The sequence below is a fragment of the Methylobacterium variabile genome (genome assembly GCF_001043975.1).
Lineage (GTDB): Bacteria > Pseudomonadota > Alphaproteobacteria > Rhizobiales > Beijerinckiaceae > Methylobacterium > Methylobacterium variabile.
The window spans coordinates 20,091-45,817 of the sequence record NZ_LABY01000038.1 but is presented as its reverse complement, the minus strand read 5'-3'; the positions used below and the strand labels follow the sequence as shown (position 1 = coordinate 45,817).

The 25,727-nt window shown below is 72.0% G+C and carries 27 protein-coding genes; 14 read left to right on the top strand and 13 right to left on the bottom strand.

Annotated features, from left to right (window positions below; genetic code table 11):
* Positions 1-36: 36 nt before the first annotated feature.
* From VQ02_RS06635 to VQ02_RS06625, 3 genes are all read right to left on the bottom strand, one after another.
* Entirely contained in the window at positions 37-1,218 is a 1,182-nt protein-coding gene (locus VQ02_RS06635; protein ID WP_048443377.1) for an alpha-hydroxy acid oxidase, read from the bottom strand.
* 251 nt (positions 1,219-1,469) lie between these two features.
* The gene (locus VQ02_RS06630) at positions 1,470-3,020 is read right to left on the bottom strand and encodes a cation:proton antiporter (protein WP_048443376.1); all 1,551 of its coding nucleotides are present in this window, start codon (positions 3,018-3,020) and stop codon (positions 1,470-1,472) included.
* Between the two features lie 118 nt (positions 3,021-3,138).
* Positions 3,139-3,552 (bottom strand): flagellar biosynthesis repressor FlbT, encoded by a 414-nt coding sequence (locus tag VQ02_RS06625; RefSeq protein ID WP_048443375.1) that lies wholly within the window; start codon positions 3,550-3,552, stop codon positions 3,139-3,141.
* Positions 3,553-3,827: 275 nt separating this feature from the next.
* Between VQ02_RS06625 and VQ02_RS06620 the strand changes: the two genes are divergently transcribed.
* Positions 3,828-5,681 (top strand): flagellin N-terminal helical domain-containing protein, encoded by a 1,854-nt coding sequence (locus VQ02_RS06620; RefSeq protein ID WP_048443374.1) that lies wholly within the window; start codon positions 3,828-3,830, stop codon positions 5,679-5,681.
* 68 nt (positions 5,682-5,749) lie between these two features.
* Here VQ02_RS06620 and VQ02_RS06615 read toward each other — a convergent pair whose 3' ends face one another.
* Genes VQ02_RS06615 through VQ02_RS06605 form a run of 3 tightly spaced genes read right to left on the bottom strand, consistent with a single transcriptional unit; the run spans position 5,750 to position 7,801 of the window.
* Positions 5,750-6,064 carry a cupin domain-containing protein gene (locus VQ02_RS06615; RefSeq protein ID WP_048443373.1) on the bottom strand — a complete coding sequence of 105 codons (315 nt, stop codon included), beginning with the start codon at positions 6,062-6,064 and terminating at the stop codon, positions 5,750-5,752.
* An 11-nt stretch (positions 6,065-6,075) separates the two neighbouring features.
* Positions 6,076-7,104, bottom strand: a complete 1,029-nt coding sequence (locus tag VQ02_RS06610) for a histone deacetylase family protein (protein ID WP_048443372.1) — start codon at positions 7,102-7,104, stop codon at positions 6,076-6,078.
* Positions 7,105-7,117: 13 nt separating this feature from the next.
* Positions 7,118-7,801 carry a GntR family transcriptional regulator gene (locus VQ02_RS06605; protein WP_245239647.1) on the bottom strand — a complete coding sequence of 228 codons (684 nt, stop codon included), beginning with the start codon at positions 7,799-7,801 and terminating at the stop codon, positions 7,118-7,120.
* Between the two features lie 236 nt (positions 7,802-8,037).
* On the opposite strand from VQ02_RS06605, the gene VQ02_RS06600 reads away from it, so the two are divergent.
* From VQ02_RS06600 to VQ02_RS06555, 10 genes are all read left to right on the top strand, one after another.
* Positions 8,038-8,808: a class II aldolase/adducin family protein gene (locus VQ02_RS06600; protein WP_048443370.1), complete on the top strand. Its 771-nt coding sequence runs from the start codon at positions 8,038-8,040 to the stop codon at positions 8,806-8,808.
* 299 nt (positions 8,809-9,107) lie between these two features.
* Positions 9,108-10,658, top strand: coding sequence for an ABC transporter substrate-binding protein (locus VQ02_RS06595; protein ID WP_048443369.1), 1,551 nt, complete (start codon positions 9,108-9,110; stop codon positions 10,656-10,658).
* A gap of 11 nt (positions 10,659-10,669) precedes the next feature.
* Entirely contained in the window at positions 10,670-11,641 is a 972-nt protein-coding gene (locus VQ02_RS06590) for an ABC transporter permease (protein WP_048443368.1), read from the top strand.
* The gene (locus tag VQ02_RS06585; RefSeq protein WP_048443367.1) at positions 11,638-12,516 is read left to right on the top strand and encodes an ABC transporter permease; all 879 of its coding nucleotides are present in this window, start codon (positions 11,638-11,640) and stop codon (positions 12,514-12,516) included. Before VQ02_RS06590 ends, VQ02_RS06585 begins: the two co-directional genes overlap by 4 nt.
* A gap of 2 nt (positions 12,517-12,518) precedes the next feature.
* The gene (locus VQ02_RS06580) at positions 12,519-14,138 is read left to right on the top strand and encodes an ABC transporter ATP-binding protein (RefSeq protein ID WP_048443366.1); all 1,620 of its coding nucleotides are present in this window, start codon (positions 12,519-12,521) and stop codon (positions 14,136-14,138) included.
* A 2-nt stretch (positions 14,139-14,140) separates the two neighbouring features.
* On the top strand, positions 14,141-15,082 hold the full coding sequence (locus tag VQ02_RS39705) for a 2-hydroxyacid dehydrogenase (protein WP_048443365.1): 942 nt from the start codon (positions 14,141-14,143) through the stop codon (positions 15,080-15,082).
* Positions 15,083-15,340: 258 nt separating this feature from the next.
* The gene (locus VQ02_RS06570; RefSeq protein WP_063838469.1) at positions 15,341-16,558 is read left to right on the top strand and encodes an RNA ligase RtcB family protein; all 1,218 of its coding nucleotides are present in this window, start codon (positions 15,341-15,343) and stop codon (positions 16,556-16,558) included.
* Between the two features lies 1 nt (position 16,559).
* Positions 16,560-17,192: a peptide chain release factor H gene (gene prfH / locus VQ02_RS06565; protein WP_048443364.1), complete on the top strand. Its 633-nt coding sequence runs from the start codon at positions 16,560-16,562 to the stop codon at positions 17,190-17,192.
* Positions 17,193-17,343: 151 nt separating this feature from the next.
* Positions 17,344-17,577, top strand: coding sequence for a hypothetical protein (locus tag VQ02_RS06560; RefSeq protein WP_048443385.1), 234 nt, complete (start codon positions 17,344-17,346; stop codon positions 17,575-17,577).
* A gap of 259 nt (positions 17,578-17,836) precedes the next feature.
* Entirely contained in the window at positions 17,837-18,070 is a 234-nt protein-coding gene (locus tag VQ02_RS06555; RefSeq protein ID WP_048443363.1) for a hypothetical protein, read from the top strand.
* 60 nt (positions 18,071-18,130) lie between these two features.
* On the opposite strand, the gene bla is transcribed toward VQ02_RS06555, so the two are convergent.
* The 3 genes from bla to VQ02_RS06540 form a co-directional block, all read right to left on the bottom strand.
* Complete coding sequence (gene bla, locus VQ02_RS06550) at positions 18,131-19,030, bottom strand: class A beta-lactamase (protein ID WP_048443362.1); 900 nt, start codon at positions 19,028-19,030, stop codon at positions 18,131-18,133.
* A gap of 320 nt (positions 19,031-19,350) precedes the next feature.
* Positions 19,351-19,572 (bottom strand): hypothetical protein, encoded by a 222-nt coding sequence (locus VQ02_RS06545; RefSeq protein WP_048443361.1) that lies wholly within the window; start codon positions 19,570-19,572, stop codon positions 19,351-19,353.
* Positions 19,573-19,576: 4 nt separating this feature from the next.
* Positions 19,577-19,762: a hypothetical protein gene (locus VQ02_RS06540; RefSeq protein ID WP_048443360.1), complete on the bottom strand. Its 186-nt coding sequence runs from the start codon at positions 19,760-19,762 to the stop codon at positions 19,577-19,579.
* 256 nt (positions 19,763-20,018) lie between these two features.
* Between VQ02_RS06540 and VQ02_RS06535 the strand changes: the two genes are divergently transcribed.
* Positions 20,019-20,528 carry a ferritin-like domain-containing protein gene (locus VQ02_RS06535; RefSeq protein ID WP_048443359.1) on the top strand — a complete coding sequence of 170 codons (510 nt, stop codon included), beginning with the start codon at positions 20,019-20,021 and terminating at the stop codon, positions 20,526-20,528.
* Between the two features lie 3 nt (positions 20,529-20,531).
* Here VQ02_RS06535 and VQ02_RS06530 read toward each other — a convergent pair whose 3' ends face one another.
* From VQ02_RS06530 to VQ02_RS06515, 4 genes are read right to left on the bottom strand one after another with little or no spacing between them, the layout of a single operon-like run.
* On the bottom strand, positions 20,532-21,245 hold the full coding sequence (locus tag VQ02_RS06530; protein ID WP_048443358.1) for a maleate cis-trans isomerase family protein: 714 nt from the start codon (positions 21,243-21,245) through the stop codon (positions 20,532-20,534).
* Positions 21,245-22,018, bottom strand: coding sequence for an ABC transporter ATP-binding protein (locus tag VQ02_RS06525; RefSeq protein ID WP_048443357.1), 774 nt, complete (start codon positions 22,016-22,018; stop codon positions 21,245-21,247). Before VQ02_RS06525 ends, VQ02_RS06530 begins: the two co-directional genes overlap by 1 nt.
* Before the next feature lie 37 nt (positions 22,019-22,055).
* Positions 22,056-22,919, bottom strand: coding sequence for an ABC transporter permease (locus tag VQ02_RS06520; protein WP_048443356.1), 864 nt, complete (start codon positions 22,917-22,919; stop codon positions 22,056-22,058).
* On the bottom strand, positions 22,903-23,898 hold the full coding sequence (locus VQ02_RS06515; protein ID WP_048443355.1) for an ABC transporter substrate-binding protein: 996 nt from the start codon (positions 23,896-23,898) through the stop codon (positions 22,903-22,905). Before VQ02_RS06515 ends, VQ02_RS06520 begins: the two co-directional genes overlap by 17 nt.
* 310 nt (positions 23,899-24,208) lie before the next feature.
* Here VQ02_RS06515 and VQ02_RS06510 point away from each other — a divergent pair, with 310 nt between their 5' ends.
* Positions 24,209-24,943 (top strand): GntR family transcriptional regulator, encoded by a 735-nt coding sequence (locus tag VQ02_RS06510; protein ID WP_048443354.1) that lies wholly within the window; start codon positions 24,209-24,211, stop codon positions 24,941-24,943.
* A gap of 21 nt (positions 24,944-24,964) precedes the next feature.
* Positions 24,965-25,708: an aspartate/glutamate racemase family protein gene (locus VQ02_RS06505; RefSeq protein ID WP_048443353.1), complete on the top strand. Its 744-nt coding sequence runs from the start codon at positions 24,965-24,967 to the stop codon at positions 25,706-25,708.
* Positions 25,709-25,727: the final 19 nt, after the last annotated feature.

Genomic DNA, 25,727 nt, shown 5'->3' with positions numbered 1-25,727 from the left:
CGAACCCGCCCGGCACGAGGGCCGGGCGGGACACCGTCAGAACGGCCGGTTGGCCAGCGCCGGCCTGCCGGCCAGGATCCGCTCGTCGACCTGGCGGACGTCGCGCAGGCCGCACATCGCCATCGTGACGTCGAGCTCCTTGCGGATGATGTCGAGGCACTGGGTCACGCCCGCCTCGCCGCCGGCCCCGAGCCCGTACAGGAAGGCCCGGCCGATGAAGACGCCGTGGGCGCCGAGCGCGAGCGCCTTGATGACGTCCTGGCCCGAGCGGATGCCGCCGTCCATCAGCACCTCGATGCGGTCGCCCACCGTCTCGACGATTGCGGGCAGGGCCGCGATCGAGGAGATCGCGCCGTCGAGCTGACGGCCGCCGTGGTTGGAGACGATCATCGCCTCGGCGCCGCTCTGGGCGGCCAGCTCCGCGTCCTCGGGATCGAGGATGCCTTTGAGGATCAGCTTGCCGCCCCAGCGGTCGCGGATGCGCTTGACGTCGTCCCAGTTGAGGCGAGGGTCGAACTGCTCGGCGGTCCAGGACGAGAGCGAGCGCAGGTCCCCGACCCCTTGCGCGTGCCCGACGATGTTGCGGAAGGTGCGCCGCTGCGTGCGCAGCATGTTCAGGCACCAGCGCGGCTTCGTCGCCAGGTTGATGATGTTGGGGATCGTCATCCGGGGCGGGGTGGAGAGGCCGTTCTTCACGTCCTTGTGGCGCTGGCCCAGGATCTGGAGGTCGAGGGTGAGCACCAGCGCCGAGCACTGCGCCGCCTTGGCGCGGTCGATCAGCCGGTCGATGAAGTTCCGGTCGCGCATCACGTAGAGCTGGAACCAGAACGGGGCGTCGGTGTTCTCGGCCACGTCCTCGATCGAGCAGATGCTCATGGTCGAGAGGGTGAACGGCACGCCGGCCTTGGCAGCGGCGCGCGCCGCCAGGATCTCGCCGTCGGCGTGCTGCATGCCGGTCAGCCCGGTCGGCGCGAGAGCCACCGGCATGCTCACCGGCTGGCCCACCATCGTGCTGGCCAGCGTGCGGTTCGTCATGTCGACGGCGACGCGCTGGCGCAGCTTGATCTGCGAGAAATCGTCCTCGTTCGCCCGGTAGGTGCTCTCCGAGTACGACCCGGAATCGGCGTAGTCGTAGAACATCCGCGGCACCCGCCGCTCGGCGAGGACGCGCAGGTCCTCGATGCTGGTGACGGGCCCCGTCGTGAAGAACCGCGACATCCAGGATGGCGGCCGCGACGAGGGCATTCGGGTGGCGTGCATGGCGTCTCGCTCGTGCGTCTCTCTTGTCCGGCGCGGGGCTCGTCGCCGTCCCGGCGCGCGGGGCTCTTACGTCTTGGCGCCTCCCGAGATACCCCCATCCGGTCCCGTTTGCCCATCGCTTTTCTGGCGCGCCCATCCTGCGCGCCAAGCGCGGCCCGGCCTCGCGTAGCGCAGGGGGACTGCGCGCCGCGCGACGCCCGCCCGGGGTGTCAGGACGGGACCTCCTCCCGCGGCGTGGCGCTGAGCTCGGCCCAGTCCAGCTCCTCCTCGAGGTGAAAATAGGCGTCGTCGCCGATCTCGCCGCGCTCGCGAAGGTCCAGGATGGTGCAGCGGGCGGCCTCGACGGCGCGGCGGCGCAGGGCGTCCGCGGGCAGGCTCGCCGGGGCGAGGCCCTCGTCATGGGCCTCGGCCTCGCGCAGGCCCGCCTCGAACTCGCGCCGCAGGGCGTCGGCTTGGGGCGAGCGGTCGTCGGCCAGGCTGTCGCGGGCCGCCCGGTAGGCCACGGCCCGGGCGCGGCCGATCTCGAGCCCGACCGGGTCGTCATCTCCCAGGGAGAACCAGGCCAGCAGCGGGCGCAAGGTGAGGCCCTGGATCACCAGGGTGCCGAGCACGACGCAGAACGCCGTCAGCACGACGAGGTCGCGGTGCGGGAAGTCGCCCGGCAGCGCGAGGGCGAGCGCGATGGTGACGACGCCGCGCATGCCGCACCAGGCCACGGTGGCGCCGGAGAGCAGGCCGATCGGCTGCGGGCCGATCGGCCCGGCGAGCCGGTGCCAGAGCTGCGCCGCCGCCCGCGCGCCCATCACCCAGGCCAGGCGCACCGCCACCGTGGTGCCGAACACCGCCGCCGCCACGACCGCGTAGTGGCTGCGCTCGGCCGGGCTCAGGCCCTCCAGGATCGGCCCGATCTGGAGGCCGATCAGCACGAAGGCGAGCACGTTGAGCACGAACACCGCCGTCACCCAGACGGTGTTGGAGGTGACGCGCAGGTGGGCCGGCATGGTCTGGGGCGAGAGCCGCGACACCGTGAGGCCGAAGCTCACCACCGTGAGCACGCCCGAGACCTCCGCCCGCTCGGCCGCGAGCCAGAGGCCGAAGGTGGCGACGAACTGCAGCACCACGGCGCTCGGCGGGTCGGTGACCCGGCGCATCAGCCGGACGTAGAGCACCGCCAGCGCCGGCCCCGCGACGAGGCCGCCGACGACGCCGACGAGGAAGGTCGGCGCGACCTCGGCAGCCGAGAACGATCCCGTCGCCACCGCCCCGAGGGCGAGGCGGTAGATCAGCAGCGAGGAGGCGTCGTTGAACAGGCTCTCGCCCTTGAGGATGGTGACGAGGCGGTGGGGCAGCCGGACATGGGCCAGCACCGAGAGCGCCGCCACGGCGTCCGGTGGGGCCACGATGGCGCCGAGCACGATGCAGGCGGACCACGGCATGTCGGGCACGAGCCATCGCGCCACCAGGGCGACGGCCGCCGTGGTGACGCCGACCGCGCCGACGACGAGCCCGGTGACCGGCATCCAGTTGCGCTTCAGGTCGCGCAGGCTGGTGTCGTAGGCGGCGTCGAGCAGGACGGGCGCGAGAAAAAGGGCCAGCGCCAGGTCGGGGTCGAGACCCGGGCGCGGCACCTGCGGCACGAAGGCGAGGACCACGCCGCCGATGGCGAGGAAGGCCGGGAACGGCGCCCCGAGGCGCCGCGCCACCCCGGCGAGCAGGACCGCGACGACGAGCACGCCCGCGATCCATTCGAAGATCAGCATCACCCCTCCGGCTCTGAAGGGAGACAACGCGCGCGGGCTGCCGGGGTTTGGGCGGCAATGTCGCGCCCGCCAGCCGGCCTTCAGGGCGGACCGGACTTCGACGCGGGTTGCGGGCGCGTCAGGTCGGGGCGGCGACGTCGCTGGTCGGGTCGAGGCGCTCCAGCAGCGAGCGCTCGTAGGCCACGAGTTCGCGGCCGACCTTCAAGGCGCGGTGGTACTGCTTGGCCGCGAGCTCGTCCTGGATCGCCATCAGGTAGGGCGTGCTCGACGGCATCGCCTTCAGGATCTCGTTCGACTGGCGCACCAGGAGGTCGTCGGCCTCCTGCGGGTGGTCGGCGAGGTAGATCAGCTGGAGGGTGACGCAGAGCTGCTTGCAGGCGGTGTCGGCCTCGCTCTCCGTGATGATCTCGGTCTCGCGCAGGAACCTGCACGGGTTCTCGATCAGGAGGCTGGTGGGCCGGTCGCCGTTGCGGATCGCCGCGCCGTTGATGATCAGTCGCTCGTTGGGCTTGAGGTGGATGCGCAGGGGCATGGACGGGTCTCGGGGCCTGTGCGGGGCGGGTCTCGAACGATCGTGCCGCCGATCCCGCCGCCGTTCTTAGCCTGGGACGACGGGCGGATGTAGCCCGGGACCGACGCGGACGGCCCGCCGGCTCGTCGGGAGCAGCCCGTCTATACGCATGATTAACCATGCCGTCGGGAAGTTGACGCAGTCGCGGATCGAATTAAGGACTGGGCAAGACCCGACCGGGCAATGTGGCAACGTCGTCAAAATGACGATTCAGACGATCAACAAGGATCGCCCTCATGTCGTCCAGCATCACCCTGTCGGCCGCCACCCGGCAGAACCTCCTGTCGCTCCAGGACACGGCCAGCCTGCTCGCCACGACGCAGACCCGCCTGTCGACCGGCAAGGAGGTCAACTCGGCCCTCGACAACCCCGCCAACTTCTTCACCGCGCAGGGCCTGAACCAGCGCTCGGGCACCCTCACCAGCCTGCTCGACGGCATCAGCAACGGCATCCAGACGATCCAGGCGGCCAACACCGGCCTCACGAACCTGCAGAAGCTGACCGACCAGCTGAAGTCGACTGCCCAGCAGGCGACCCAGGCGACCTCGGCGGTCACCGCCAAGGCGACCCTGACCACCAAGGCGCTCAACGGCGCCATCGACACCAACCTCGTCTCGACCGGAGCCACGCAGGCGACGGGCCGGTCCATCGGTGCGGCTGCGACGACGGCCTCGACCCTGACAGGTACGGTCGCCTTCGCCACGGCCACCACGCCCACCGCCCTGGCCACCGACCAGAAGTTCGAGGTCGACGGGGTCAGCGTCACCGTCGGCGCCGGCAACTACTTCGCTGCCGACGTCGTCAGCACGATCAACGCCCAGCTGACGGCTGGAAACTCGAACGTCGTCGCCTCTGCCAACGGCGGCGGCAACATCATCCTCACCAACAGCATCGACGGCGCTGCGGTCTCGGTCTCGGGCACTTCCGCCGGCATCCTCGGTGCGTCGCCGGCCGCCAACACCGCGGCGGCTGTGTTCAGCCCCAAGGCCAGCACCCGGATGACGTCGCTGGGCTTCACGGACGGCGACAACGTCGTGGTGAACGGCTACAGCGTGTCGATCTCTAAGACCGACACCGTTTCGACGTTCGCCCAGAAGGTCTCTACGGCGACCAACGGCGAAGTGACGGCAGCGTTCGATCCGACGGCGGCGAACCGGTACTTCACCTTCACCGCAAAGGACGCGAAGACCCAGGTCAACCTGGCGAACGGCTCCACGGCGACCTCGCTGATCTCCAAGATCGGCTTCAACGGCGCGACCTCGTTCGCGGCCGGCCTGGGGGCCAGCGGTTCGACCGCCGACCTCGCCAACAAGACCCTCACCGTCAGCGTCGGCTCGGGCGCGAGCGCCAAGACGGCCACGGTAACCTTCGGCAACCTCACCGGGCAGGTCCAGACCCTCGATCAGCTGAACGTCGCCCTCGCATCCGCCAACGCCCAGGCGACGATGGACTCCACCGGTCGTCTGTCGATCTCGACCACCAACGACTCGGCGTCGCAGACCCTGAACATCAGCGGCACCGCGACGGGCGCCTCCGCCTCGTTCCTGACGTCGAGCGCGGGCGCCACGCTCGGCGGCGACGGCCTGACGGCCCGCAACAAGCTTGTCACCGACTACAACAACCTGCTGGGTCAGATCGACCAGCTCTCGAACGACTCGAGCTTCAACGGGATCAACCTGCTCAAGGGCGACCAGCTGAAGGTCAACTTCAACGAGGACGCGTCCTCGTCCATCACCCTGAAGGGTGTCGCGACGAACTCGACCAGCCTGAAGCTGACGGCCGTCACCACCGACGACTTCAAGGACAACACCGCGATCAACAAGGTGATGGACAGCGTCAAGTCGGCGAGCACGACCCTCAAGTCGCAGGCGGCCACGTACGCCTCGAACCTGTCGGTGGTGCAGAACCGCCAGGACTTCACCAAGAACCTGGCCAACGTCCTCGACACCGGTGCGGCGAACCTGACCAACGCCGACCTGAACGAGGAAGCAGCGAACTCGCAGGCCCTGTCGACCCGCAACTCGCTGGCGATCTCGGCCCTGTCGCTCGCCAACCAGTCGCAGCAGGGCATCCTGCAGCTCCTGCGCTGATCGGCGCGTAGCCTCACGCGTGAGACGAGCGGCCGGGGCGCGAGCCCCGGCCGCTTCCGTTTGAGGGGTCAGCCCGCCAGCCCCTCCGGCCGCTTCACCTCGATCTCCACGAAGGCGATCGGGTGGTCGGAGCCGTTCTGGACGTCGTGGCGGATGCCGGCGGGGCGGCGGTAGGACTGGCCGTGGGCCAGCGGCACCTCGGTGACGGTCGTGCCGTCGTGGATCCGTAGCGTCCCGGCGGTGATCATCACCACGAAGTAGGGCCAGCCGTGCTCGTGCCAGCCGGTGACGGCGCCGGGCGGGAAATCCCAGCGCGTGATGCGGACCGTGTCGTCGTCGTGCTGGACGGTCGGGACCGCGGGAATCGTGCAGGCGAAGGCCATGAGCAAAAATCCTAGCGAACGGATTCGAAGCCGGCGAGGACCGCCGTGAGGTTCTGGCCGAGCAGGTCCGAGAGGTAGCCGCCCTCCTGCACCAGCACGGTCGGCAGGCGGAAGCCGGCGAGCGCCGCGCCGATGCGGCGGAAGCCCTCGGTGGTGATCGCGAGCCCGGCGAGGGGATCGTGCTCCGAGGCGTCGAGGCCGAGCGCCACCACGAGCGCGGTCGGGGCGAAGGCCTGCACGGTGCGCGTGGCCACGCCCTCCAGCACGTCGAGGTAGGCGTCGTCGCCGGTGCCGAGCGGCAGCGGCAGGTTCAGGTTGGCGCCGATCCCCTCCCCCTCCCCGCGCTCGTGGGAAAAACCCCAGACGAAGGGATAGAAGCCGCGCGGGTCGGCGTGGAGCGAGACCGTGAGCACGGAGGGATCGCGGTAGAAGATTCCCTGCGTGCCGTTGCCGTGATGCACGTCGACGTCGAGCACCGCGACCCGGGCGTGACGCTGGCGCAAGGCGGCGGCCGCGACCGCGCTGTTGTTGAAGTAGCAGTGGCCCCCGGCCCGGTCGCGATAGGCGTGGTGGCCCGGCGGGCGGCACAGGGCGTAGGCCGCGTCCTCGCCGTCGAGGACGAGCTGGGCCGCGCTCGCCGCGACGTCGGTCGCCGCGCAGGCCGCCGCGAAGGTGCCCGGCCCGATCGGGCAGGCGGTGTCGACGGTGTGCCAGCCGAGCCGCCCGACGATGTGGGTCGGGTAGGTCGCGGCCTCGCGCACCGGGTGGACGTTGGCGATCATCTCAGGCCCGTGGTCGGGCAGCGCCTCCCAGGCCTCCCAGGCCTCGGCCATGAAGGCGAGGTAGTCGGGGCTGTGGACCCGGGCCCGGGCGCCCTGGCCGTGGCCCTGCGGCGCCACCACCCGGTGGCCGCCGGCCTTGAGGCCCGCGAGCAGACGGTCGGCCCGCTCGGGCTGGTCGGCGGCGGCCTTCACCTGGCCGCGCACCAGGAAGAATTTCGGGTCGTGGCTGCGGTGATCGTCGGAATGGACGGCCTTCATGGGGGCTCCCGCGTCAGGGGGTGGGGGTGAGGCTCTGCACCAGCCGGCCGACCTCGCGGCGGGCGACGCCGATATGGTGGTCGACATGGGCGACGATCCGCTCCGGGTGGCCGGCCTCGATCGCCGCCAGCACCGGCTCGTGGGTGCGGGCGATCTCGTCCGGATCGTCGTAGAGCCGGCCGATCAGCCCGATGACGATCCGCAGCTCCGAGGCCAGCCCGTCGAACAGGCGCAGCAGGCGGGCGTTGCCGGCGGCCTCGCAGATCAGGCGGTGGAACTGGTAGTCGGCCTCGACGATGGCGACCGGGTCGTCGCGCCGGGCGAGGTCCCGCATCAGGTCGAGCTGGCGGCGCAAGGCCTCCCGCGCCGCCGGGGTCAGGCGCCGGGCCGCCTCGACGGCGGCGTGGCGCTCGACGCAGAGGCGCAGGTCGTAGAGTTCGTCGACGTCCCGCGGCGAGAGCTCGCGCACGAAGAAGCCCCGCCGGGGCGAGGCCTGCAGCAGGCCCTGGCTCTCGAGCAGGCGCGCCGCCTCCCGCACCGGCGCCCGGCTGATGCCGAGCTCGCGGGCGACCGCCGCCTCCGCCACCTTGGCGCCGGGAGCCAGCCGCCCCTGCACGATCGCATCGGTGAGCCGGCGCGCGACCTGCCGCACGAGGTCGCTCTCGGCCAGCATCGGCAATCCGACGGGTTGGGACATCGCGCGCATCGCACCTCCGTCAGTCCATTGTGCAATGCGTAGGCGTCGATTGTCGACACTTTCAGCTTGATCGTCAGGCCGGGCCGGGTCAGTCTACCCTGGCACCGGATGGTGATCCCGAGCCATCCGACCCTGGGTCCGGCCGCCGGCGGAGAGACATCTCCGCCGTCTTGTCAGATCCCGCCAAGATGTGCGGCGCGTTCGGCCTGGGCCGACACTGCCCGCGAGGAGGTCCGATGGCGTCATCTGCTCACCCGCCCGCCGGCGAGACCGTGCAGCGCATCCGCGTCGATCTCGCGGCGGCGTATCGGCTGATCCATCGCCTCGGCCTCGACGACAGCATCTACACCCACATCTCGGCCCGTCTGCCGGGACCGGAGCACCGCTTCCTGATCAACCCCTACGGGTTGCGCTTCGAGGAAGTGAAGGCCGGCAACCTCGTCACCGTCGACCTCGAGGGGCGGGTCGTCGACGATCCCTGCGGCCTCGGCATCAACCCGGCGGGGTTCACCATCCACAGCGCGGTCCACGCCGCCCGGGAGGACGCGGTGTGCGTGCTCCACACCCACACGGTGGCGGGGGTCGCCGTCTCCTGCCAGGAGGAAGGGCTGCTGCCGCTCAACCAGTGGTCGATGCAGTTCGCCGGTCGCCTCGCCTACCACGACTACGAGGGCATCGCCCTCGACCTCGACGAGCGCCAGCGCCTGGTGGCCGATCTCGGCGACAAGCCCGTGATGGTGTTGCGCAACCACGGCATGCTGACCTGCGGCCGCTCGGTCGCCGAGGCGTTCAAGCTGATGCACAACCTCGAGCGCTCGTGCCGGGCCCAGCTCGCGCTTCAGGCCGCCGGCGCCCCGCTGATACGCCCCTCGGCGGCGGTCGCGGCCAAGACCGCCGGCCAATACGCCTCGTTCTACGACAAGATGGAAACGGGCACGATGCCCGACACCGAGTGGGACGCCTTCAAGCGCATGCTGGCGCGCAGCGACCCGGACTACACGGAATAGGCCGAGGCAGGCATGCCTGCTGCCGAGTAGGGCGCGGGTTTCTCCTCTCCCCGCGGGCGGGGAGAGGGCTGCCTGCACCTTGTCGTGCAGGCAGCGAGCGCAGGCGAAGCCGGAGCGAGGGTGAGGGGGTGTCTCCGTGATGCCTCCTCCTGAAGCACCCCCTCACCATCGGCTGCCGCCTCGCTGTGCCCCTGAACAGGGCCACAGCCCTCTCCCCGCCCGGCGGGGAGAGGGGAATGCGCACGGCCCGGATGCGAAGTTCTCTCAAGACGCCGCGACAGGGACCAAGGGGACAACCGATGCTCAAGACGATCGTGGCCGGTACCGTGCTCTCCCTGGCGCTCGCCGGAACGGCGCTCGCCCAGGCTCCGAAGCCGGGCGGCATCGCCAACGTGGTGATCCAGCCGGAGCCGCCGGGCCTGATGCTGGCGATGCTGCAGAACGGCCCGACCCAGATGGTGGCAGGCAACATCTACGAGGGTTTGCTGCGCTACGACTTCGCCCTCAAGCCGCTGCCCGGCCTCGCCGAGAGCTGGAGCATGAGCGAGGACGGCAAGACCTACACCTTCAAGCTCGTCAAGAACGCGACCTGGCACGACGGCAAGCCGTTCACCGCCGACGACGTGATCTTCTCCGTCGAGCTGCTGCGCCAGACCCATCCCCGCGCCCGCGGCAACCTCGCCAAGGTGGCGAGCGTGACCGCGCCCGATCCGTACACGGTGGTGTTCAGCCTGTCCGAGCCGTTCGGGCCGTTCATGGGCATCTTCGAGGTCGGCTCGCTGCCGATGATCCCGAAGCACATCTATGCCGGCACCGACTACAAGACCAACCCGGCCAACAACACGCCGATCGGTACCGGCCCCTACATGTTCAAGGAGTGGAAGAAGGGCTCCTACATCCGGCTGGTCAAGAACCCGAACTATCACGTCGCCGGCAAGCCCTACCTCGACGAGATCTACTGGCACGTGATCCCGGACGCGGCGGCGCGGGCGGTGGCGTTCGAGACCGGCAAGGTCGACATCCTGCCCGGCGGCTCGGTCGAGAACTTCGACGTGCCGCGGCTGTCGAAGATCAAGGGCGCCTGCTCGACCACCAAGGGCTGGGAGTTCTTCAGCCCACATTCCTGGCTCTGGCTCAACAACCGCAAGGGCCCGACCGCCAACAAGGCGTTCCGCCAGGCGGTGTCCTACGCGCTGGACCGCGACTTCGCCCGCGACGTGGTGTGGAACGGGCTCGGCAAGCCGGCGACCGGCCCGTTCTCCTCCTCCGTGCGCTACCACGACCCGAAGGCCGCGAAGTATTCCTACGACCCCGCCAAGGCCAAGGCGCTCCTGAAGGAGGCGGGCTACAAGGGCGAGACCGTGCGCCTCCTGCCGCTGCCCTACGGCGAGACCTGGCAGCGCTGGGCGGAAGCCGCGAAGCAGAACCTGGAGGATGCCGGCATCAAGGTCGAGCTGGTCGCCACCGACGTCGCCGGCTGGAACCAGAAGACCTCCGACTGGGACTACGACATCGCCTTCACGTACCTCTACCAGTACGGCGACCCGGCGCTCGGGGTCGGGCGCAACTACGTCTCGTCGCAGATCGCCAAGGGCTCGCCGTTCAACAACGTCGAGGGCTACTCGAACCCGAGCGTCGACGAGGCCTTCGCGAAGGGCGCGGTCGCCGTCGGCGACGATCAGCGCCGGCCGATCTACGAGGCGGTGCAGAAGACCCTGGTCGAGGACGCGCCGGTGGCCTGGCTCCTCGAGCTGCAATTCCCGACCATCACCCGCTGCAAGGTCCACGACCTCGTCACCACCGGCATCGGGGTGAACGACGGCTTCCGCGACGCCTGGATCGAGCGCTGAGGGAGACGGGCATGGCGGGCTTCGTCGCGCGGCGGATCGCGAAGGGCATCCTGGTGCTCCTCGCCATCGTGGTCCTGAACTTCTTCCTGATCCGCCTCGCCCCCGGCGACCCGGCCCTGGTGATGGCCGGCGAGGCGGGGGCGGGCGACGAGGTCTTCGTCGCCCAGCTGCGGGAAAAGTTCGCCCTCGACCAGCCGCTGCCGAGCCAGCTCGCCGCCTATCTCCGCAGCATCGTCGGGCTCGACCTCGGCTACTCGGTGCGCCAACAGATGCCGGTGGCGACGCTGATCGGCGAGCGGCTGCCGGCGACGCTGCTCCTCACCGGCACCGCCTTCCTGGTCTCGCTCTCGCTCGGGGTGCTGCTCGGGTCGCTCGCCGCCCGCCGGGCCGGGACCCTCGCCGACACGGCGATCACCGGGATGGCGCTCTTGTTCTACGCCACGCCGCTGTTCTGGGTGTCGCTGATGGCGATCATCCTGTTCTCGGTCCGGCTCGAATGGCTGCCGAGCTTCGGCTTCGAGACCGTGGGAGCGGGCTATACCGGCCTCGCCCGGGCCGCCGACATCGTCCGGCACCTCGTGCTGCCGGCCCTCACCCTCGGGCTGTTCTTCATGGCGGTCTACGTGCGGATGACCCGCTCCTCGATGCTCGAGGTCTCGCGCCTCGACTTCGTCAAGACGGCCCGCGCCAAGGGCCTGACCGAGGGCGTGATCCAGCGCCGGCACATCCTGCGCAACGCCCTCCTGCCGGTGGTGACGCTGGCCGGCCTCCAGGCCGGGACGCTCGTCGGCGGCGCCGTGCTCACCGAGACGGTGTTCGCTTGGCCCGGGATCGGGCGGCTCATGTACGAGGCGCTGCTGCAGCGCGACTACAACCTGCTGCTCGGCGTCTTCGTGGTCTCCTCCGCCATGGTGCTGATCTTCAACCTCGTCACCGACGTGGTCTACCGCGCGGTCGATCCCCGCATCGAGGTGGCGCGATGAACAACGCCGTCCCCCTGAGCGCGCCGGCGCCCGCGCGCCGCCGCGGGCCGCTCGCCGCCTTCCTGCGCCATCCGGGCGCGGTGATCGGCCTCGTGATCCTCGCCCTCGTGGTGGCGGCGGCGCTGCTCGCCCCGATCCTTTACCCGACCTCGCCCTGGCGCATGGTGCAGCGGCCCTTCGTGCCGCCCTTCACCCTGGAGCGGGTGCCGCTCGGCACCGACGCGCTCGGGCGCGACATCGCCGCCGGGCTGATGCACGGGGCCGGGGTCTCGCTCATCGTCGGCCTGGTCTCGACGCTCGCCGCGCTCGTCATCGGCGTGCCGCTCGGCGCGCTCGCCGGCTATCTCGGCGGCCGGGTCGACGACGCGCTGATGCGCTTCACCGAACTCTTTCAGACCGTGCCGAGCTTCGCGCTCGCCATCGTGCTCGTCGCGATCCTGCAGCCGTCCCTGTCCTCGATGATCCTCGCCATCGCCCTCGTCAGCTGGCCGCCGGTGACCCGGCTGGTGCGGGGCGAGGTGCTGTCCCTGCGATCGCGCGAATACGTCCAGGCGGCGATCGTCACGGGCCAGACCACCTTCACCATCCTGCGCCGGGAGGTCCTGCCCAACACCCTGTCGCCGATCGTGGTCCTGGCCTCGCTGATGGTGGCGACCGCGATCCTGCTCGAATCCTCGCTCTCCTTCCTCGGCCTCGGCGACCCGAACCGGATGTCCTGGGGCTTCATGGTCGGGGCCGGCCGCACCGTCATCCGCCAGGCGTGGTGGATCACCGCCTTCCCGGGCGTGGTGATCCTGCTCACGGTGCTCGCCCTCAACCTGATCGGCGAGGGCCTGAACGACGCCCTCAATCCGCGCCTGTCCCGGGAGCGCTGACGATGGATACCGATGCAAGGCGGATCGCCGTCGCGGTCCGGGACCTGAGCCTCGCCCTGCCGGCGGGCGGCGACCGGGCGAACGCCGTCGACGGCGTCTCGTTCGACCTCGTGGCCGGCGAGATCCTGTGCCTCGTCGGCGAATCGGGCTCCGGCAAGTCGATGTGCGCCCACGCGCTGATGGGCCTCTTGCCGAAGGCGGTGCGCCCGGTCTCCGGCACGATCCGCCTCGGCGACACCGATCTCCTGGGCCAGGACGATGCGGCCTGGCGCGACACCCGCGGCCGGCGGATCGCGATGATCTTCCAGGAGCCGATGACGGCGCTCAATCCGCTGATGCGGATCGGCGACCAGATGGCCGAGATGTTCGAGGCCCACGGCCAGCTGACGCCGAAGGAGCGCCGCGCCCGCGCGGTGGCGCTCGCCCGCGAGGTCGGGCTGCCGGAGCCGGAGCGGATCGTGCGGGCCTATCCGCACCAGCTCTCGGGCGGGCAGCGCCAGCGGGCGATGATCGCCATGGCGCTGGCGCTGGAGCCCGCCGTGCTCGTCGCCGACGAGCCGACGACGGCGCTGGACGTGACGACCCAGGCGCAGATCCTGAAGCTGATCCGCGACCTGCAGCGCCGCCGCAACATGGCCGTCCTGTTCATCACCCACGATTTCGGCGTCGTGGCGGAGATCGCCGACCGGGTGCTGGTGCTGCGCCACGGACGGGTGGTCGAGGAGGGCCCGGCCGCCGCGGTGCTCGGCCGGCCGCAGGCGCCCTATACCCGCACGCTGCTTTCCGCGGTGCCGACCATGGACCCGCCGACCCGCCCTCCCCTCTCGGGCCCGAAGGCGGTCGAGGTGGTGGGCCTGCAGAAGACCTACGTCACCGGCGGCGGGCTGTGGCGGGCGCCGCGGCGCACGGCGGCGGCGCGGGACGTGGCGTTCGCACTCCACCGCGGCGAGACGCTGGGCCTCGTCGGCGAATCGGGCTCGGGGAAATCCTCGGTCGCCCGCCTGGTGATGCGGCTGATCGAGCCGGACGCCGGCCAAGTGCGCCTCGGCGACACCGACCTGACGCGGCTCAGGGGCGAGGCCCTGCGCCAGGCCCGCAGCCGCATCCAGATGGTGTTTCAGGACCCCTTCGCCTCGCTCAACCCGCGCCGCAGCGTCGGCCGCATCATCGCCGACGGGCCGGTGGCGCACGGCGTGTCCCTGCCCGACGCGATGGAGCGGGCGCGCCGCCTCCTCGATCTCGTCGGCCTCGACGCCAAGGCTCTGGAGCGCTTCCCGCACGAGTTCTCCGGCGGCCAGCGCCAGCGCATCGGCATCGCCCGGGCACTCGCCCTTGAGCCCGAGGTGCTGGTCGCCGACGAGGCGGTCTCGGCCCTCGACGTCTCGGTCCAGGCGCAGGTGCTGGCGCTGCTGGAAGACCTGAAGACGCGCCTCGGCCTGTCGATGCTGTTCATCACCCACGACCTCCGGGTGGCGGCGCAGATCTGCGACCGGATCGCGGTGATGCGCCAGGGCGAGATCGTCGAGCTCAAGACCGCGGGCGCGCTCTTCGCCAATCCCGAGCACCCCTACACCCGCGCGCTCCTCGACGCCGTGCCGGGCCGGGTGCGGCAGGCGGCCTGAGGATGGACCGCCTGCCCTGCGTGCTCCTCAGCGCCACCACCGACCTGCGCCGGCTGTTCGGCGCGGCGCTCGGCGAGATCGCCGACCGGGTCGAGATCCTCGACCATCCGGCGCCGGAGCCCGAGCGGGTGCGCCTGGCGCTGGCCTGGCGCCCGCCCGCCGACGCGCTGCCACGCTACCCCAACCTCGCCGCCCTGTGCTCGATCGCGGCGGGCGTCGACAACCTGCTCGCCTGCCCCGGACGCCCGCCCGACCTGCCGGTGGTGCGGGTGGTCGATCCCGACCAGGCGCGGGCGATGTCGGGCTTCGTGCTCTGGCACGTCATCGGCCACCAGCGCCGCTTCCAGACTTACGCGGAGAACCAGCGCGACCGGGTCTGGCGCCGCCTCTATCCGCGCGACGCGAGCGCGGTGCCCGTCGGCCTGCTCGGCTACGGCCAGATCGGCCGGCGGGTCGCGGCCGACCTCGCCGCCCTCGGCTTCCCGGTGCGGGCCTGGGGCCGCACGCCGCAGACGGCCGGTCCCGGCGTCATCCACCATCACGGGCCGGAGGGTCTCGCGGCGATGCTCCCCGAGAGCGAGGTGCTGGTGAACCTGCTGCCGCTGACGCCGGAGACGGGCGGCCTCCTCGACGCCGCGCTCCTCGCGCGCCTGCGCCCGGGCGGATACCTGATCCAGGTCGGCCGCGGCGAGCACCTGGTCGAGGCCGACCTCCTCGCGTCCCTCGCCTCCGGCCACCTCGCGGGCGCCGCCCTCGACGTATTCGCCACCGAGCCGCTGCCCGCCTCGCACCCGTTCTGGGACCATCCGGCGATCCGCGTCACGCCGCACGAGGCCTGCGAGGCGAGTCCGCAGGCGGTCGCCCGCACCCTGCTGGCCGCGGCGGAGGCCGTGCGCGAGGGCCGGATCCCCCCGGGCGCGGTCGACGCGGCCCGGGGCTACTGACCTCCCTCGACGACGCCGGCCCCCCGCGGATTGCCACGCTGCTTCCGTTGCGGTAACAGCGAAGCGTGGACCGGGACTGGACCCGGCGGGAGGGCGAGCCATGGAATGCATCCATGCCCGCCCCGTCCTCTGACGGGGCAAAGACGCGAGGATCCCCGCGAGTGCGGCGGACCGGCGTTCTGACGCGGCGAGGCGGCTTGTCCGTCCGCTGAGGCTCGTCTTCGGCCGCTTCGCGCGGCCACGGAATCCACATCCCTCATGGGCAATTCGATCATCGCCACGCGCGCCCCCGGCGTCCGCGTGGTCGCCTCCGCCTCGACCTGGATCGAGGGCGAGGCCCTGCGCCAGCTCGACGAGACCGGCGCGCTTCCCGGCATGCGCGAGACTGTCGGCATGCCGGACCTGCACCCCGGCAAGAACGGCCCGGTCGGGGCCGCCTTCCTGTCGGAGGGGCTGATCCGGCCGGCCCTGGTCGGCTCCGACATCGGCTGCGGCATGGCCCTGTGGCAGACCGACCTGTCCTTGCGTCGGGCCAACCCGGCGCGGATCGCGGACCGGTTCGACGGGCTCGACGGCCCGTGGGAGGGCGACGTCGCCGGCTGGCTCAGCCAGCGCGGCGTGGCTCCCACCGCCTACGACGCCGCCCTCGGCACGGTCGGGCACGGCAATCACTTCCTGGAGGTGCAGGCCGTCGCCGAGATCCGGGATGCCGAAGCGTCGGCGCGGATCGGGCTCGACCCGGCCCGGGCCGTCCTGCTGGTCCATACCGGCAGCCGGGGCTTGGGCGAGTCGATCCTGCGGGCCCATGCCGAGTGGCACGGAGCCTCGCCGCTGCGGGCCGACACGCCGGACGCCGATGCCTACCTGGCCGCCCACGACGCGGCTGTGGGATGGGCCCGGGCCAACCGCGACCTCGTCGCCCACCGGGCCCTCGCCGCACTCGGGGCGGAGGGCCGGTGCCTGCTCGACCTCTGCCACAACGGCGTCACGCCGATCGAGGTGGGCGGGTGCCGCTGCCACCTCCACCGCAAGGGGGCGGCCCCGGCCGATCGCGGGCCGGTGGTCGTGCCCGGCTCGCGGGGCGACGTCAGCGTCCTGGTCGAGCCGGTCCCGGACCGGGCCGACACCCTGTGGTCCCTGGCCCACGGCGCCGGGCGCAAGCTCGGGCGGCACGAGGCGAGGGACAAGCTCAAGGGCCGCCTGCGCCGGGAGGACCTCGCCCGCAACCCCTTCGGGGGCGTGGTGGTGTGCGGGGACGAGCGGCTGCTCTGGGAGGAGGCGCCGCCGGCCTACAAGCCGGCGGCCTCGGTCGTCGGCGACCTGGAGGCGGCCGGGCTCGTCCGGACCGTCGCCGTGCTGCGGCCGCTCGTCACCTTCAAGTGCTCGCTCGACCCGGACGGCCCGGCCCGCGGCGACAAGCAGGCCCGCCTGCGCGAGCGCCGCGCCGCCCGCGCGGTCAAGCATCGGGAGCGCTGAGATGGAGGTCCTGCTGCATCTCAGCGCCGGGCGCGGACCCGGCGAGTGCCAGATCGCGGTCGCCGGCCTGTGCACCGTGCTGCCGCGCGACGCCGCGGCGTCGGGCCTCGCCGCTGCCGTCCTGGAGACGAAGGCCGGCGAGGCCGGCCTGCTCTCGGCCCTCGTCCGGGTCGAGGGCGACGGGACCGAGGCCTGGGCGCGGTCGTGGGAAGGCACCGTCCGGTGGACCTGCCCGAGCCCGCTCCGGCCCGGGCTCGGGCGCAAGAACTGGTTCGTCACCGTCGCCCGGGTGACGCCGCCCCGGCTCGCGGATCTCGGCGTGCGGGAGGCCGACCTGCACTGGGAGACCTTCCGCTCCTCCGGCCCGGGTGGCCAGCACGTCAACACCACCGACAGCGCGGTGCGGCTGCGTCACCGGCCCAGCGGCCTCGTCGTCACCTCCGGCACGGAGCGCAGCCAGCATCGCAACCGGGCCCTCGCCCTGACGCGGCTCGGGCTGGCGCTCGGCGCCCGGGCGGAGGCGCAGGCCCAGGCCGGAATGCGGGAGCGCTGGTCCCTGAACATCGCCGTGGCGGACCGGGGCGGGCGGGCGGTCCGGGCCTATGCGGGGCCGGATTTCGAGCGGGTGCGCTGAGAGCGGCGCACGCTACCTTCCGTTAACCATCCGGCGCGCAAGGTCCGATCAGATCGGCGGGCCGCCCCCGCGACGATGCGGGGACGTGACTTCGTTTCGCCGTGTTGCGAGGTTAGGCTCGAACACGGTGGCTCAATCGAGGGGGATGGGCATGCTCGGGACAGTAACGGCCTTCGTGGCGATCCTGATGGTTCTCGCCCTGCGCAACGCCGCCAAGGCGGTGCTGATGCCGGTCTACGCCGTGCGCGACATCCATCGCGGCCGCTACGTCCGCGGCCTGGTGCTCCTGTCCTGCTCCGCCCTCGCCGTCTGGTCGATCTGGACCATGAGCCATCCGGGCCGGACCAAGGCCGCCCCGGTGGCGGCGGTGATGTATACCGGCTGAGACCTTCTCAGTCCGTCCCATCGTCTCCCGCACTGCGGCATCGGCGCCGGCGCTTCGCGCTGGCCTCCGGCGGCTTTCGGCCCCATATCCGCCCTTGCGTCGCGCGCCGGCCCGTCCGAGGCAGGCCCCGACCAGGCGCCCGAAGGACCGCCATCGCCTGATCGATCCCCCACCTCGCGGCGCGGGCCCGCGCCGTGCGGCTCCGGCCGTGCCCGGCGCCGCGGCGACGCGCGCTCCGCCGCCAAGAAGAGTCACGACCATGTTGCGTTCGAAGCAGAAGCCGAAGGTGCAGGACACGGGCTTCGTCCTGTTCGACGTCTACTACGAGGACGGTTCGCGCCGCTCCAACCGGCGGGTGCCCCGGGCAGCCGTGCTCGACCTCGACGCCGATACCGCCATCCGCCAGGCCATCGAGGAGCAGGACCGCGACATCGCGGAGAAGTCCGGCCGGCCGCCGCTCGCCATCACCCGGATCGTCCGCTCGGCCGCGTGAGCGGCCGTTCGGCTGACGGCTGGCGATCGCGCAAGCCTTCCGCGTCGGTCGACACGCCGTTCAGGCGCCCGGGAAGCTCCGGGCGATCAGCCTCCCGACCTCCGCGTGAAGAGCGTCGCGCGCGGCGGGCTCGGCCGGCGAGCCGGTGAGGTACACCGCCGCGAGGATCGGCGCACCGTCCGGGCGGTGGATCAGCGCCACGACGTTGGCAGTGCCGTTGTCGCCCGTGCCGGTCTTGTCCGCCGTACGCCATTCCGCCGGCAGGCCGGCGCGCACGCGCTTCAAGCCGGTCGGGCTCTCGTGCATCCAGCCGGTGAGCCGGGCGCGGGATTCCGCCGACAGGGCCCGGCCGAGCAGGACGTGGTCGAGAAGGCCGACCATCGCCGCCGGGCTGGTGGTGTCGCGCACGTCGCCGGCGATGGCGGTGTTGAGCGTCGGCTCGGTGCGATCGAGGCGGGTGACGGTGTCGCCGTGGGCGCGGGCGAAGGCGGTGATGCCCTCCGGCCCGCCGAGCGTCGTCAGCATCAGGTTGGCGGCGGTGTTGTCGCTCCATACCACGGCCGCGGCGCAGAGCTCGGCCAGGGTCATGCCGGCCTCGACGTGCTTGGCCGTGACCGGGGCGTAGCTGAGGAGGTCGTCGCGGCCGTAGGAAATCCGGCGGTTCAGGTCCTCCTTGCCCTGGTCGGCCCGGGCCAGCACCGCGGCGGCGGCGAGCGCCTTGAAGGTGCTGCACATCGGGAAGCGCTCGTCGGCACGATGACCGAAGCGGCGGCCCGTGGCGGTGTCGCGCACCTCGACCCCGAGCGTCCCGCCATCCCGCCGCTCCAGTTGCGCGAGCCTGGCCGCCGCGTCCTCCGCCGCCGCGGCGCCGCGGGTTACGCAGGCGATCAGCGCGGCGCCGATCAGGGCGGCGCGGCGGGTGAGGCCGTCGGCGGGCCGAAGGAGGGCGGAGTGGGGCATGGCGCGGCTCCCTGTGCGAGGATCGTCAGGGAGGCTCATGTGAGGTTCGACCTTGGCGATATCGCGCTGAGGCCGTGACAGGATCGGGGCGGACGCTGGTTCCCGCCGACGCCGCCTCCCCGGTCGATCCCGCGATCGACCGGGGACGGAGGATCCTCGCATCCGTAGTCAGTCGCCGTGCCTGGTGATGCGTCGGCGGCCCGCGCGTCACGCGCACGACGCCGATGCGACGGCCCCGGAACGGGGCCGCCCTTGTTCCACGGGAAACATCCTTCGGGAAGGAAGCCCGCGGAGTCCGGGCGGCCCGGCGCCGGTCTGCCTCAATGCGACCGCGGCGAGTGTCCCTTGCGGTCGGGGTCGTGGGTGTGGTGGCGGTCGCGCTCGCCGCCGCCGCCCGAGACGTGGGAGCGGCTGTCGTTGGTGGCGGAGCCGGGGTTCGGGCCGGCATGGGCGGTGGGGTCGGGCCGGTCCGGCCGCTGATGGCTGCTGCCCGGGCCGCCGTGATGGCGGTTGGCGGCGTCCGTCTTGTCGGAAGTGCTCATCGGTTCACCGATCCTGCTGGTAGCCCTGGTTGGTGGTGTTCACCTTCGAATTGCCGGCCTGCCCGACCTTGTCGGGGTCCTTGGCCTGGCCGGAGCCCTTCGGCCCCGTCTCGGTCGGCGCGCGCTCGGCGCTGCCGGGGCCCTTGTCGGAGCGGTTCGCCGGCGGCACTGGAGGCGGTGACGCGGTCATGGCGGGTCTCCCTGTTGGGTGGTTGGGCGGCGGCGGCGCTCGGGCCGGCTCCGCCATGGAGCGCGGTCAACGCCTGCTGCCTCCCGGCGTTCCGAGCCGCCCCGGCACCCTCGGATACTTTGTCACAGTATGAGTATCTGGCGCGAACCGGCGGGTGCGACCGGCGTTGGGCCGAGCAGCAGATCCCTTGCTCGAACCGCTTGCCCGACGACCCTTGCCGAAGGCCTTTGCCCGACAACTGAGGAAGGAACCCCCGATGGCCGAGGACATCCGTTCGCTGTACGTGACCGCGCTGAAGAACACCCACGCCCTGGAACTGCAGGCCCTGCAGATCATGGAGCGGCAGGTCGAGCGGCTGGAGCGCTACCCCGACATGGAGGCGGCGCTGCGCCGGCACATCACCGAGACGCACGGCCAGCGCGACCGGCTCGACGAGGCCCTGGCGGCGATGTCCGAGAGCCCCTCGACCCTGAAGGAGGGCGTGCTCGGCTTCATGGGCAACATGGCGGCGCTCGCCCACACCCCGGCCCAGGACGAGATCCTGAAGAACGCCTTCGCCAACCGCGCCTTCGAGAATTACGAGGCGGCGGCCTACGACGCGCTGATCACCCTGGCGGAGGCCGCCGGCCAGAGCGCCCGGCTGCCGGCCTTCGAGATGTCGCTGAAGGAAGAGCTGGCGATGGCCCAGACCATGGCCGACCTCGTGCGGCCGACCACCCGGCGCTACCTCGAGCTGACCCTCGGCGGCGCCAAGGCCGATCGCTGATCGTCAGAGGCGAAACAGCCCGCCCTGGCCGGTGATCCGGCCGGGGTCGGCGCCCGCCTCCCGCAGGGCCGCCCACAGGGTGACGGCGATCGAGTCGAAGACCGGGATGCCGAGCTCGGCCTCGAGGTCTTCGACGAGCGCCGTCCCCGCCATGTTGGTGCAGACGATCGCCACGGCCTCGGCGCCTTCGGCAGCGACCGCCCGGGCCATGGCGGCGACGTCCGCCTCCGGCACCTCCGCGAACGAGAAGTTGTCGGAGAGGCCGCAATGGCGCTCGGCGGCGCAGTCGAACCCGGCCGCCCCCCAGTTCGCCCGGATCTTCTCCTGCACGTCGCCCGTATAGGGCGTGACGAGGCCGACCCGGCGGATGCCGGCCCGGGTGAAGGCCTCGCGAAAGCCCAGCACCGCCGTCGCCGCCGGGATCCCGGTCGCCTCGGTGATCCGGGCGCACAGGGCTTCGTCGCGGTCGAAGCCGAGCCACGCCGCCGAGGTGCCGTTCCAGGCGATCGCGTCGACCTTGGCGTCCGCCAGCAGCCGGCCGGCCGCCAGGATCGGCGCCTCGTCGAACTGCCCGAGACCCGCCGCCGAGAGGGTGATCTCGGTGACGCGGAAGCGCGAGAAATGCGCGGTGATCTCCGGCGCGCCGCGCAGCAGGTCCGCGGTCGCCGGCTCGAGCCGGGTGTTCGACGACGGGGTCAGCATCCCGAGCCGGGTCATCACGCGGCGGCCCTGGCGCGGCTCGATTCCTCGCGGATCAGCCCGAGGATCCGGCGCTTCATGTCGTTGAACTCCGGGCTGGTGACGTCCCGCGGCCGGGGCAGGTCGAACGGGATGAACTCGCGGATGCGGCCCGGGCGCCGGCTCATCACGGCGATGCGGTTGCCGAGCACCAGGGCCTCGTCGACCGAGTGGGTGACGAACACCACCGTGGCGCCGACCCGCTGCCAGATCGTGACCAGCTCCTCCTGCATCTCGATCTTGGTCTGGGCGTCCAGCGCCGCGAAGGGCTCGTCCATCAGGATCACGGCCGGGTTCATGAGGAGCGCCCGGGCGATGCCGACCCGCTGGCTCATGCCGCCGGACAGCTCCGCCGGGTAGTGCCGCTCGAAGCCGGCGAGCCCGACGAGATCGATGTAGGTCTTCGCCCGCGCGTGCCGCTCTGCCTTGCCCACGCCCTTGAGCTTGAGGTGGAAGGCGACGTTGTCGATCACGGTCAGCCAGGGCATCAGCGTCGGCTGCTGGAAGACCACGCCGCGGTCGGCCCCCGGCCGCTCGACGACCCGGCCCGCCACCCGGACCTCGCCGGCGCTCGGCCGCTCGAACCCCGCGATCATGTTGAGCAGGGTGGACTTGCCGCAGCCCGAGGGCCCGAGGAGGCAGACGAACTCGCCCTTCTCGATCGTCGCCCGGGTCCGGTCCACGGCCACGAGGTCGCGCCCGTCGCGGTCGCGAAACACTTTCTGCACGTCGGCGAGGTCGATCGCGCTCATGGACAATCTCCGATCCGAGGGAAGGGGAAGGGGCGCATCACCGCCCCTGCACCGTCGTGCCCTTCTGCCAGTGCAGCACCGAGGCCATCAGCGCCTTGAGGCCGAGGTCGGACAGGTAGCCGAGGAGGCCGATCGAGATCATCGCGGCGAGCACGATGTCGTAGCGCAGGAAGTAGTAGGAATCCCACAGCACGTAGCCGAGGCCGCTCTTCACCGCGACCATCTCGGCCGTCACCGTCAGCATCCAGGCCGAGCCGATGGCGATGCGCAGGCCCGAGAAGATCGACGGCAGGGCGGCGGGCAGCACGATGTCGGTGAGGAGCTGGCGCTCGGAGGCGCCCATCATCGCGCCGGCCCGGATCAGGTTGCGGTCGACCCCGCGCACGCCGTGGATGGTGTTCATCAGCACGGGGAAGAACGCGCCGAGGAAGACCAGGAAGATCGCCGGCTTGTCGGCGATGCCGAACCAGATGATGGCGAGCGGGATCCACGACACCGGCGGGATCGGCCGCAGCATCTGCAGGGTCGGCTCGACGGTGCGCTCGACGAGCCGCCACCAGCCGATCGCGACCCCGAGCACGATCGCCGAGACCGCCGCGATGGCGTAGCCGGCGGCGACCCGGGTCAGGCTGGCGAGGGCGTCCTGGATCCAGTGGCCCGAATAGGTCTGGGTGCTCTCGTCGAGGCCGAGCAGCCAGTCGCCGAGCGCGTGCAGCACGGCGGTGGGGGCGGGCAGGAGCGCCGCCGGCAGGGCGCCGGAGCGGGCGAAGGCCTCCCAGCCGGCGACGAGGAGGAGCGGCAGGGCCGCCCGCTCGGCGAGGGCCACCAGCCGGCGGGGCAGCCCGCGGGCCGGGGCGGGGTGCGCCGCCGGCAGCGGTGCCGTCTCAGTAGCCGAGGCCATCGCGGGTCTTCTTCGTGGCGGCCTCGAGGAACGAGAAGTCCATGTGCTTCTCCACGTCGGCCGAGACGTCGCGGCTGATGTACTTGAGGTCCCGCATCATCGCGGCGATGGCGAGCGTTTTCGCCCGGTGCATCCGGTAGTCCGGCTCGGCGTTCTTGATCGCCTCCGCGGCGACGTCCTTGGCGAGGCCGGTCTTCTGGTTGATGACGTCGACCCAGACGCCCTTGTCGGCCTCGAGCTTGGCCACCAGCGCCACGTCCGCGTCCACCACCGCCTGCACGGCGGCGCGGCGGGAGGCGATCACGTCCGAGCGGGTGACGATCAGGTTGGTCAGGTTGCCGGCCGCCTGGTCGTAGGGCAGCACGAAGCGCTCGGCGGCGCCCGCCATGCGGATCTGCGAGGCGAAGGGCTCGACCGAGCAGACCATGTCGATCTCGCCCCGCTGTATCGCCGCCAGGTGGTCGGACGGGTTCGGGATGTTGACGAACTGGATGTCCTTGTTCGGGTTGATGCCCTGCTTGAGGAAGGCGCCGCGCATGTGGATGTCCTGCGCGTTGCCGCGGGAGGCCGCCACCTTGAGGGGCTTGCCTGCCGCCTTCGCCTTCTCGACCGCGGCCTTGAAGCCGGCCCAGTCGTCCGCCTTGAGGCCCAGCGCCTTGGCGGAGAGGCACTCCGAGCCGCCGTTCACCTCGCCGGCCACCGCCACGATGTCGAAGCCTTTGTCGAGGGCAGTGACGTAGTGCAGGTAGGTCACCTGCGCCACGTCGAGGCTCTTGGCGATCAGCGCCGTCAGCACGTCGTTGCCGGAGTTGAAGCCGGTGGCGTCGATCGTCACGCCCTTGGCAAGGCCCGGCAGCAGGGCGACCGGCAGGCAGTGGGCGCACTTGGCGTAGCCGACCTTGACCGGTGCCTCCTGGCCTGAGGCGGGCGAGAGGGACCACAGGGCGGCGGCCAGGAGGGGGCCGAGGTGGCGGCGCATGGGGATGATCCTCGCTGTGAGGGGCGCGCCGTCCGGGAGCGCGATCGGGCTTGACCGGTTGAACGTGGCCGATCGGACTTGGCCGGACGTCTCGAAAGCTCTCGCGGCGGGCCGTTCGGAACCGCCGCGAGACCAGGGTGTGACGGGTCCGGACCCGGCGCAACGCATTTTTCGTGCTCTGCATGCAATTAATGCCAAATGCTGATGCAGGCGCCAGAAATTGCCTGGAATTGATGCGCCTGCCGCCGTCCGGAGCGGCTATGGTCCCGGTCGTTGCCACCTGTGGCGGCGAGCGATGGAGACGACCCGCATGGACCCGGTCCGGCGCCCCCGCGGGCGCCCCCGCAAGCCCGTCCTGCTGGAGCCGGCCGCCGGCCTGGGGCCCCGGCTCGGCCTGCACGACCAGGCGGCGCAGCGCCTGCGGGCGCTGATCGTCGAGGGCACGCTGCCCGCGGGCGGCGCCCTGGTCGAGACGGAGCTGTCCGCCGCGCTCGGCATCTCGCGCACCCCCTTGCGCGAGGCGCTGAAGCTCCTGGCCGTCGAGGGGCTGGTGGAGCTCAGGCCGAACCGCTCGCCCCGGGTGGCGGAGCTGCGGCGCGACGCCGTGTCGGCGCTGTTCGAGGCGATCGCCACGATCGAGCGGGGGGCCGCCGAGCTCGCGGCCCTGCGGATCACCGCGGCGGAGCTGGAGCGGCTGCGGCAGCTCCAGGCCGAGATGGAGGCGCACCACGCGGCCGGGGATCTCAGCTCCTACTTCGCCCTCAACCAGCAGATCCACGCCCTGATCGTCGCCGCCGCCCGCAACGGGCCGCTGCGGGAGGCGCACGAGGCGCTGCACGCCCGGGCCGAGATCGCGCGCCGCCGCGCCCTCGACAGCCGGGCGCGCTGGGACGAGTCGGTCGCCGAGCACCGGGCGATCCTGGCGGCGCTCGAAGCCCGCGATCCCGCCTCCGCCGGCCGCCTCCTCGCCGACCATGTCGGCCATACCGGCACCGCCCTGCTCGCCGGCCTCGCCGAGGCCGACGCGGAGCCCGACGCCGCCTGAACCCGCCCTGAGAGACCGCCGATGCGCCTGCTGCTCCTCAACCCCAACACCACCCGCGACGTCACCGAGCTGATGCGCGCCACCGGCATCGCGGTCGCCGCCCCCGGCACCGAGATCCTGACGGCGACGGCGCCACGGGGCGTGCCCTACATCGCGACCCGGGCCGAGGCGCAGATCGGCGGCGCGATCGCTCTCGAGATGCTGGCCGAGGCGCCGCCGGTCGACGCCGCCATCATCGCGGCCTTCGGCGACCCGGGCCTGCTCGGCGCCCGCGAGCTGTTCGATTATCCGGTGGTCGGCCTCGCCGAGGCCGCGATGCTGAACGCCTGCATGCTCGGCCGGCGCTTCGGCCTCGTCACCTTCGCCCGCGCCCTGTTGCCCTGGTACGAGGAGTGTGTCGCCGCCCACGGCCTGGCGCAGCGCTGCGCCGGGGTGCGGGCGCTCGAGGGGCGCTTCGCCGCGCTCGCGGGCGTGCAGGAGGAGAAGGAGGCGCAGCTTCTCGACCTCGCCCACGCGATGGTCGAGGAGGACGGCGCCGACGTGCTGATCTTCGCCGGCGCGCCCCTGTCGGGCCTCGCCGCCCGGGTGCGCGAGCGGCTGCCGGTGCCGGCGGTCGATCAGGTGGTGGCGGCGGTGAAGCTCGCCGAGGCCCTGGTGGCGCAGCGCCCCCGCAAGGCGACGGCCGGCACCTTCCGCCGGCCGGATCCGAAGCCGAGCCACGGGCTGGCACCGGCGCTCGCGGCGCGGATCGGGCATGCAGGGTAGAACGGCAGCCTGAGCGACT

What these genes read in the sequence shown, in the direction of transcription:
- VQ02_RS06530 (WP_048443358.1), bottom strand. Translation starts at nt 21,245, where the DNA reads ATGACCCGGCTCGGGATGCTGACCCCGTCGTCGAACACCCGGCTCGAG.
- VQ02_RS06540 (WP_048443360.1), bottom strand. Translation starts at nt 19,762, where the DNA reads ATGACCGCGTCACCGCCTCCAGTGCCGCCGGCGAACCGCTCCGACAAG.
- VQ02_RS06560 (WP_048443385.1), top strand. Translation starts at nt 17,344, where the DNA reads ATGCTCGGGACAGTAACGGCCTTCGTGGCGATCCTGATGGTTCTCGCC.
- VQ02_RS06520 (WP_048443356.1), bottom strand. Translation starts at nt 22,919, where the DNA reads ATGGCCTCGGCTACTGAGACGGCACCGCTGCCGGCGGCGCACCCCGCC.
- VQ02_RS06585 (WP_048443367.1), top strand. Translation starts at nt 11,638, where the DNA reads ATGAACAACGCCGTCCCCCTGAGCGCGCCGGCGCCCGCGCGCCGCCGC.
- VQ02_RS06570 (WP_063838469.1), top strand. Translation starts at nt 15,341, where the DNA reads ATGGGCAATTCGATCATCGCCACGCGCGCCCCCGGCGTCCGCGTGGTC.
- VQ02_RS06620 (WP_048443374.1), top strand. Translation starts at nt 3,828, where the DNA reads ATGTCGTCCAGCATCACCCTGTCGGCCGCCACCCGGCAGAACCTCCTG.
- VQ02_RS06595 (WP_048443369.1), top strand. Translation starts at nt 9,108, where the DNA reads ATGCTCAAGACGATCGTGGCCGGTACCGTGCTCTCCCTGGCGCTCGCC.
- VQ02_RS06545 (WP_048443361.1), bottom strand. Translation starts at nt 19,572, where the DNA reads ATGAGCACTTCCGACAAGACGGACGCCGCCAACCGCCATCACGGCGGC.
- VQ02_RS06605 (WP_245239647.1), bottom strand. Translation starts at nt 7,801, where the DNA reads ATGTCCCAACCCGTCGGATTGCCGATGCTGGCCGAGAGCGACCTCGTG.
- bla (WP_048443362.1), bottom strand. Translation starts at nt 19,030, where the DNA reads ATGCCCCACTCCGCCCTCCTTCGGCCCGCCGACGGCCTCACCCGCCGC.
- VQ02_RS06615 (WP_048443373.1), bottom strand. Translation starts at nt 6,064, where the DNA reads ATGGCCTTCGCCTGCACGATTCCCGCGGTCCCGACCGTCCAGCACGAC.
- VQ02_RS39705 (WP_048443365.1), top strand. Translation starts at nt 14,141, where the DNA reads ATGGACCGCCTGCCCTGCGTGCTCCTCAGCGCCACCACCGACCTGCGC.
- VQ02_RS06515 (WP_048443355.1), bottom strand. Translation starts at nt 23,898, where the DNA reads ATGCGCCGCCACCTCGGCCCCCTCCTGGCCGCCGCCCTGTGGTCCCTC.
- VQ02_RS06580 (WP_048443366.1), top strand. Translation starts at nt 12,519, where the DNA reads ATGGATACCGATGCAAGGCGGATCGCCGTCGCGGTCCGGGACCTGAGC.
- VQ02_RS06510 (WP_048443354.1), top strand. Translation starts at nt 24,209, where the DNA reads ATGGACCCGGTCCGGCGCCCCCGCGGGCGCCCCCGCAAGCCCGTCCTG.
- VQ02_RS06630 (WP_048443376.1), bottom strand. Translation starts at nt 3,020, where the DNA reads ATGCTGATCTTCGAATGGATCGCGGGCGTGCTCGTCGTCGCGGTCCTG.
- prfH (WP_048443364.1), top strand. Translation starts at nt 16,560, where the DNA reads ATGGAGGTCCTGCTGCATCTCAGCGCCGGGCGCGGACCCGGCGAGTGC.
- VQ02_RS06590 (WP_048443368.1), top strand. Translation starts at nt 10,670, where the DNA reads ATGGCGGGCTTCGTCGCGCGGCGGATCGCGAAGGGCATCCTGGTGCTC.
- VQ02_RS06555 (WP_048443363.1), top strand. Translation starts at nt 17,837, where the DNA reads ATGTTGCGTTCGAAGCAGAAGCCGAAGGTGCAGGACACGGGCTTCGTC.
- VQ02_RS06505 (WP_048443353.1), top strand. Translation starts at nt 24,965, where the DNA reads ATGCGCCTGCTGCTCCTCAACCCCAACACCACCCGCGACGTCACCGAG.
- VQ02_RS06600 (WP_048443370.1), top strand. Translation starts at nt 8,038, where the DNA reads ATGGCGTCATCTGCTCACCCGCCCGCCGGCGAGACCGTGCAGCGCATC.
- VQ02_RS06535 (WP_048443359.1), top strand. Translation starts at nt 20,019, where the DNA reads ATGGCCGAGGACATCCGTTCGCTGTACGTGACCGCGCTGAAGAACACC.
- VQ02_RS06625 (WP_048443375.1), bottom strand. Translation starts at nt 3,552, where the DNA reads ATGCCCCTGCGCATCCACCTCAAGCCCAACGAGCGACTGATCATCAAC.
- VQ02_RS06635 (WP_048443377.1), bottom strand. Translation starts at nt 1,218, where the DNA reads ATGTCGCGGTTCTTCACGACGGGGCCCGTCACCAGCATCGAGGACCTG.
- VQ02_RS06525 (WP_048443357.1), bottom strand. Translation starts at nt 22,018, where the DNA reads ATGAGCGCGATCGACCTCGCCGACGTGCAGAAAGTGTTTCGCGACCGC.
- VQ02_RS06610 (WP_048443372.1), bottom strand. Translation starts at nt 7,104, where the DNA reads ATGAAGGCCGTCCATTCCGACGATCACCGCAGCCACGACCCGAAATTC.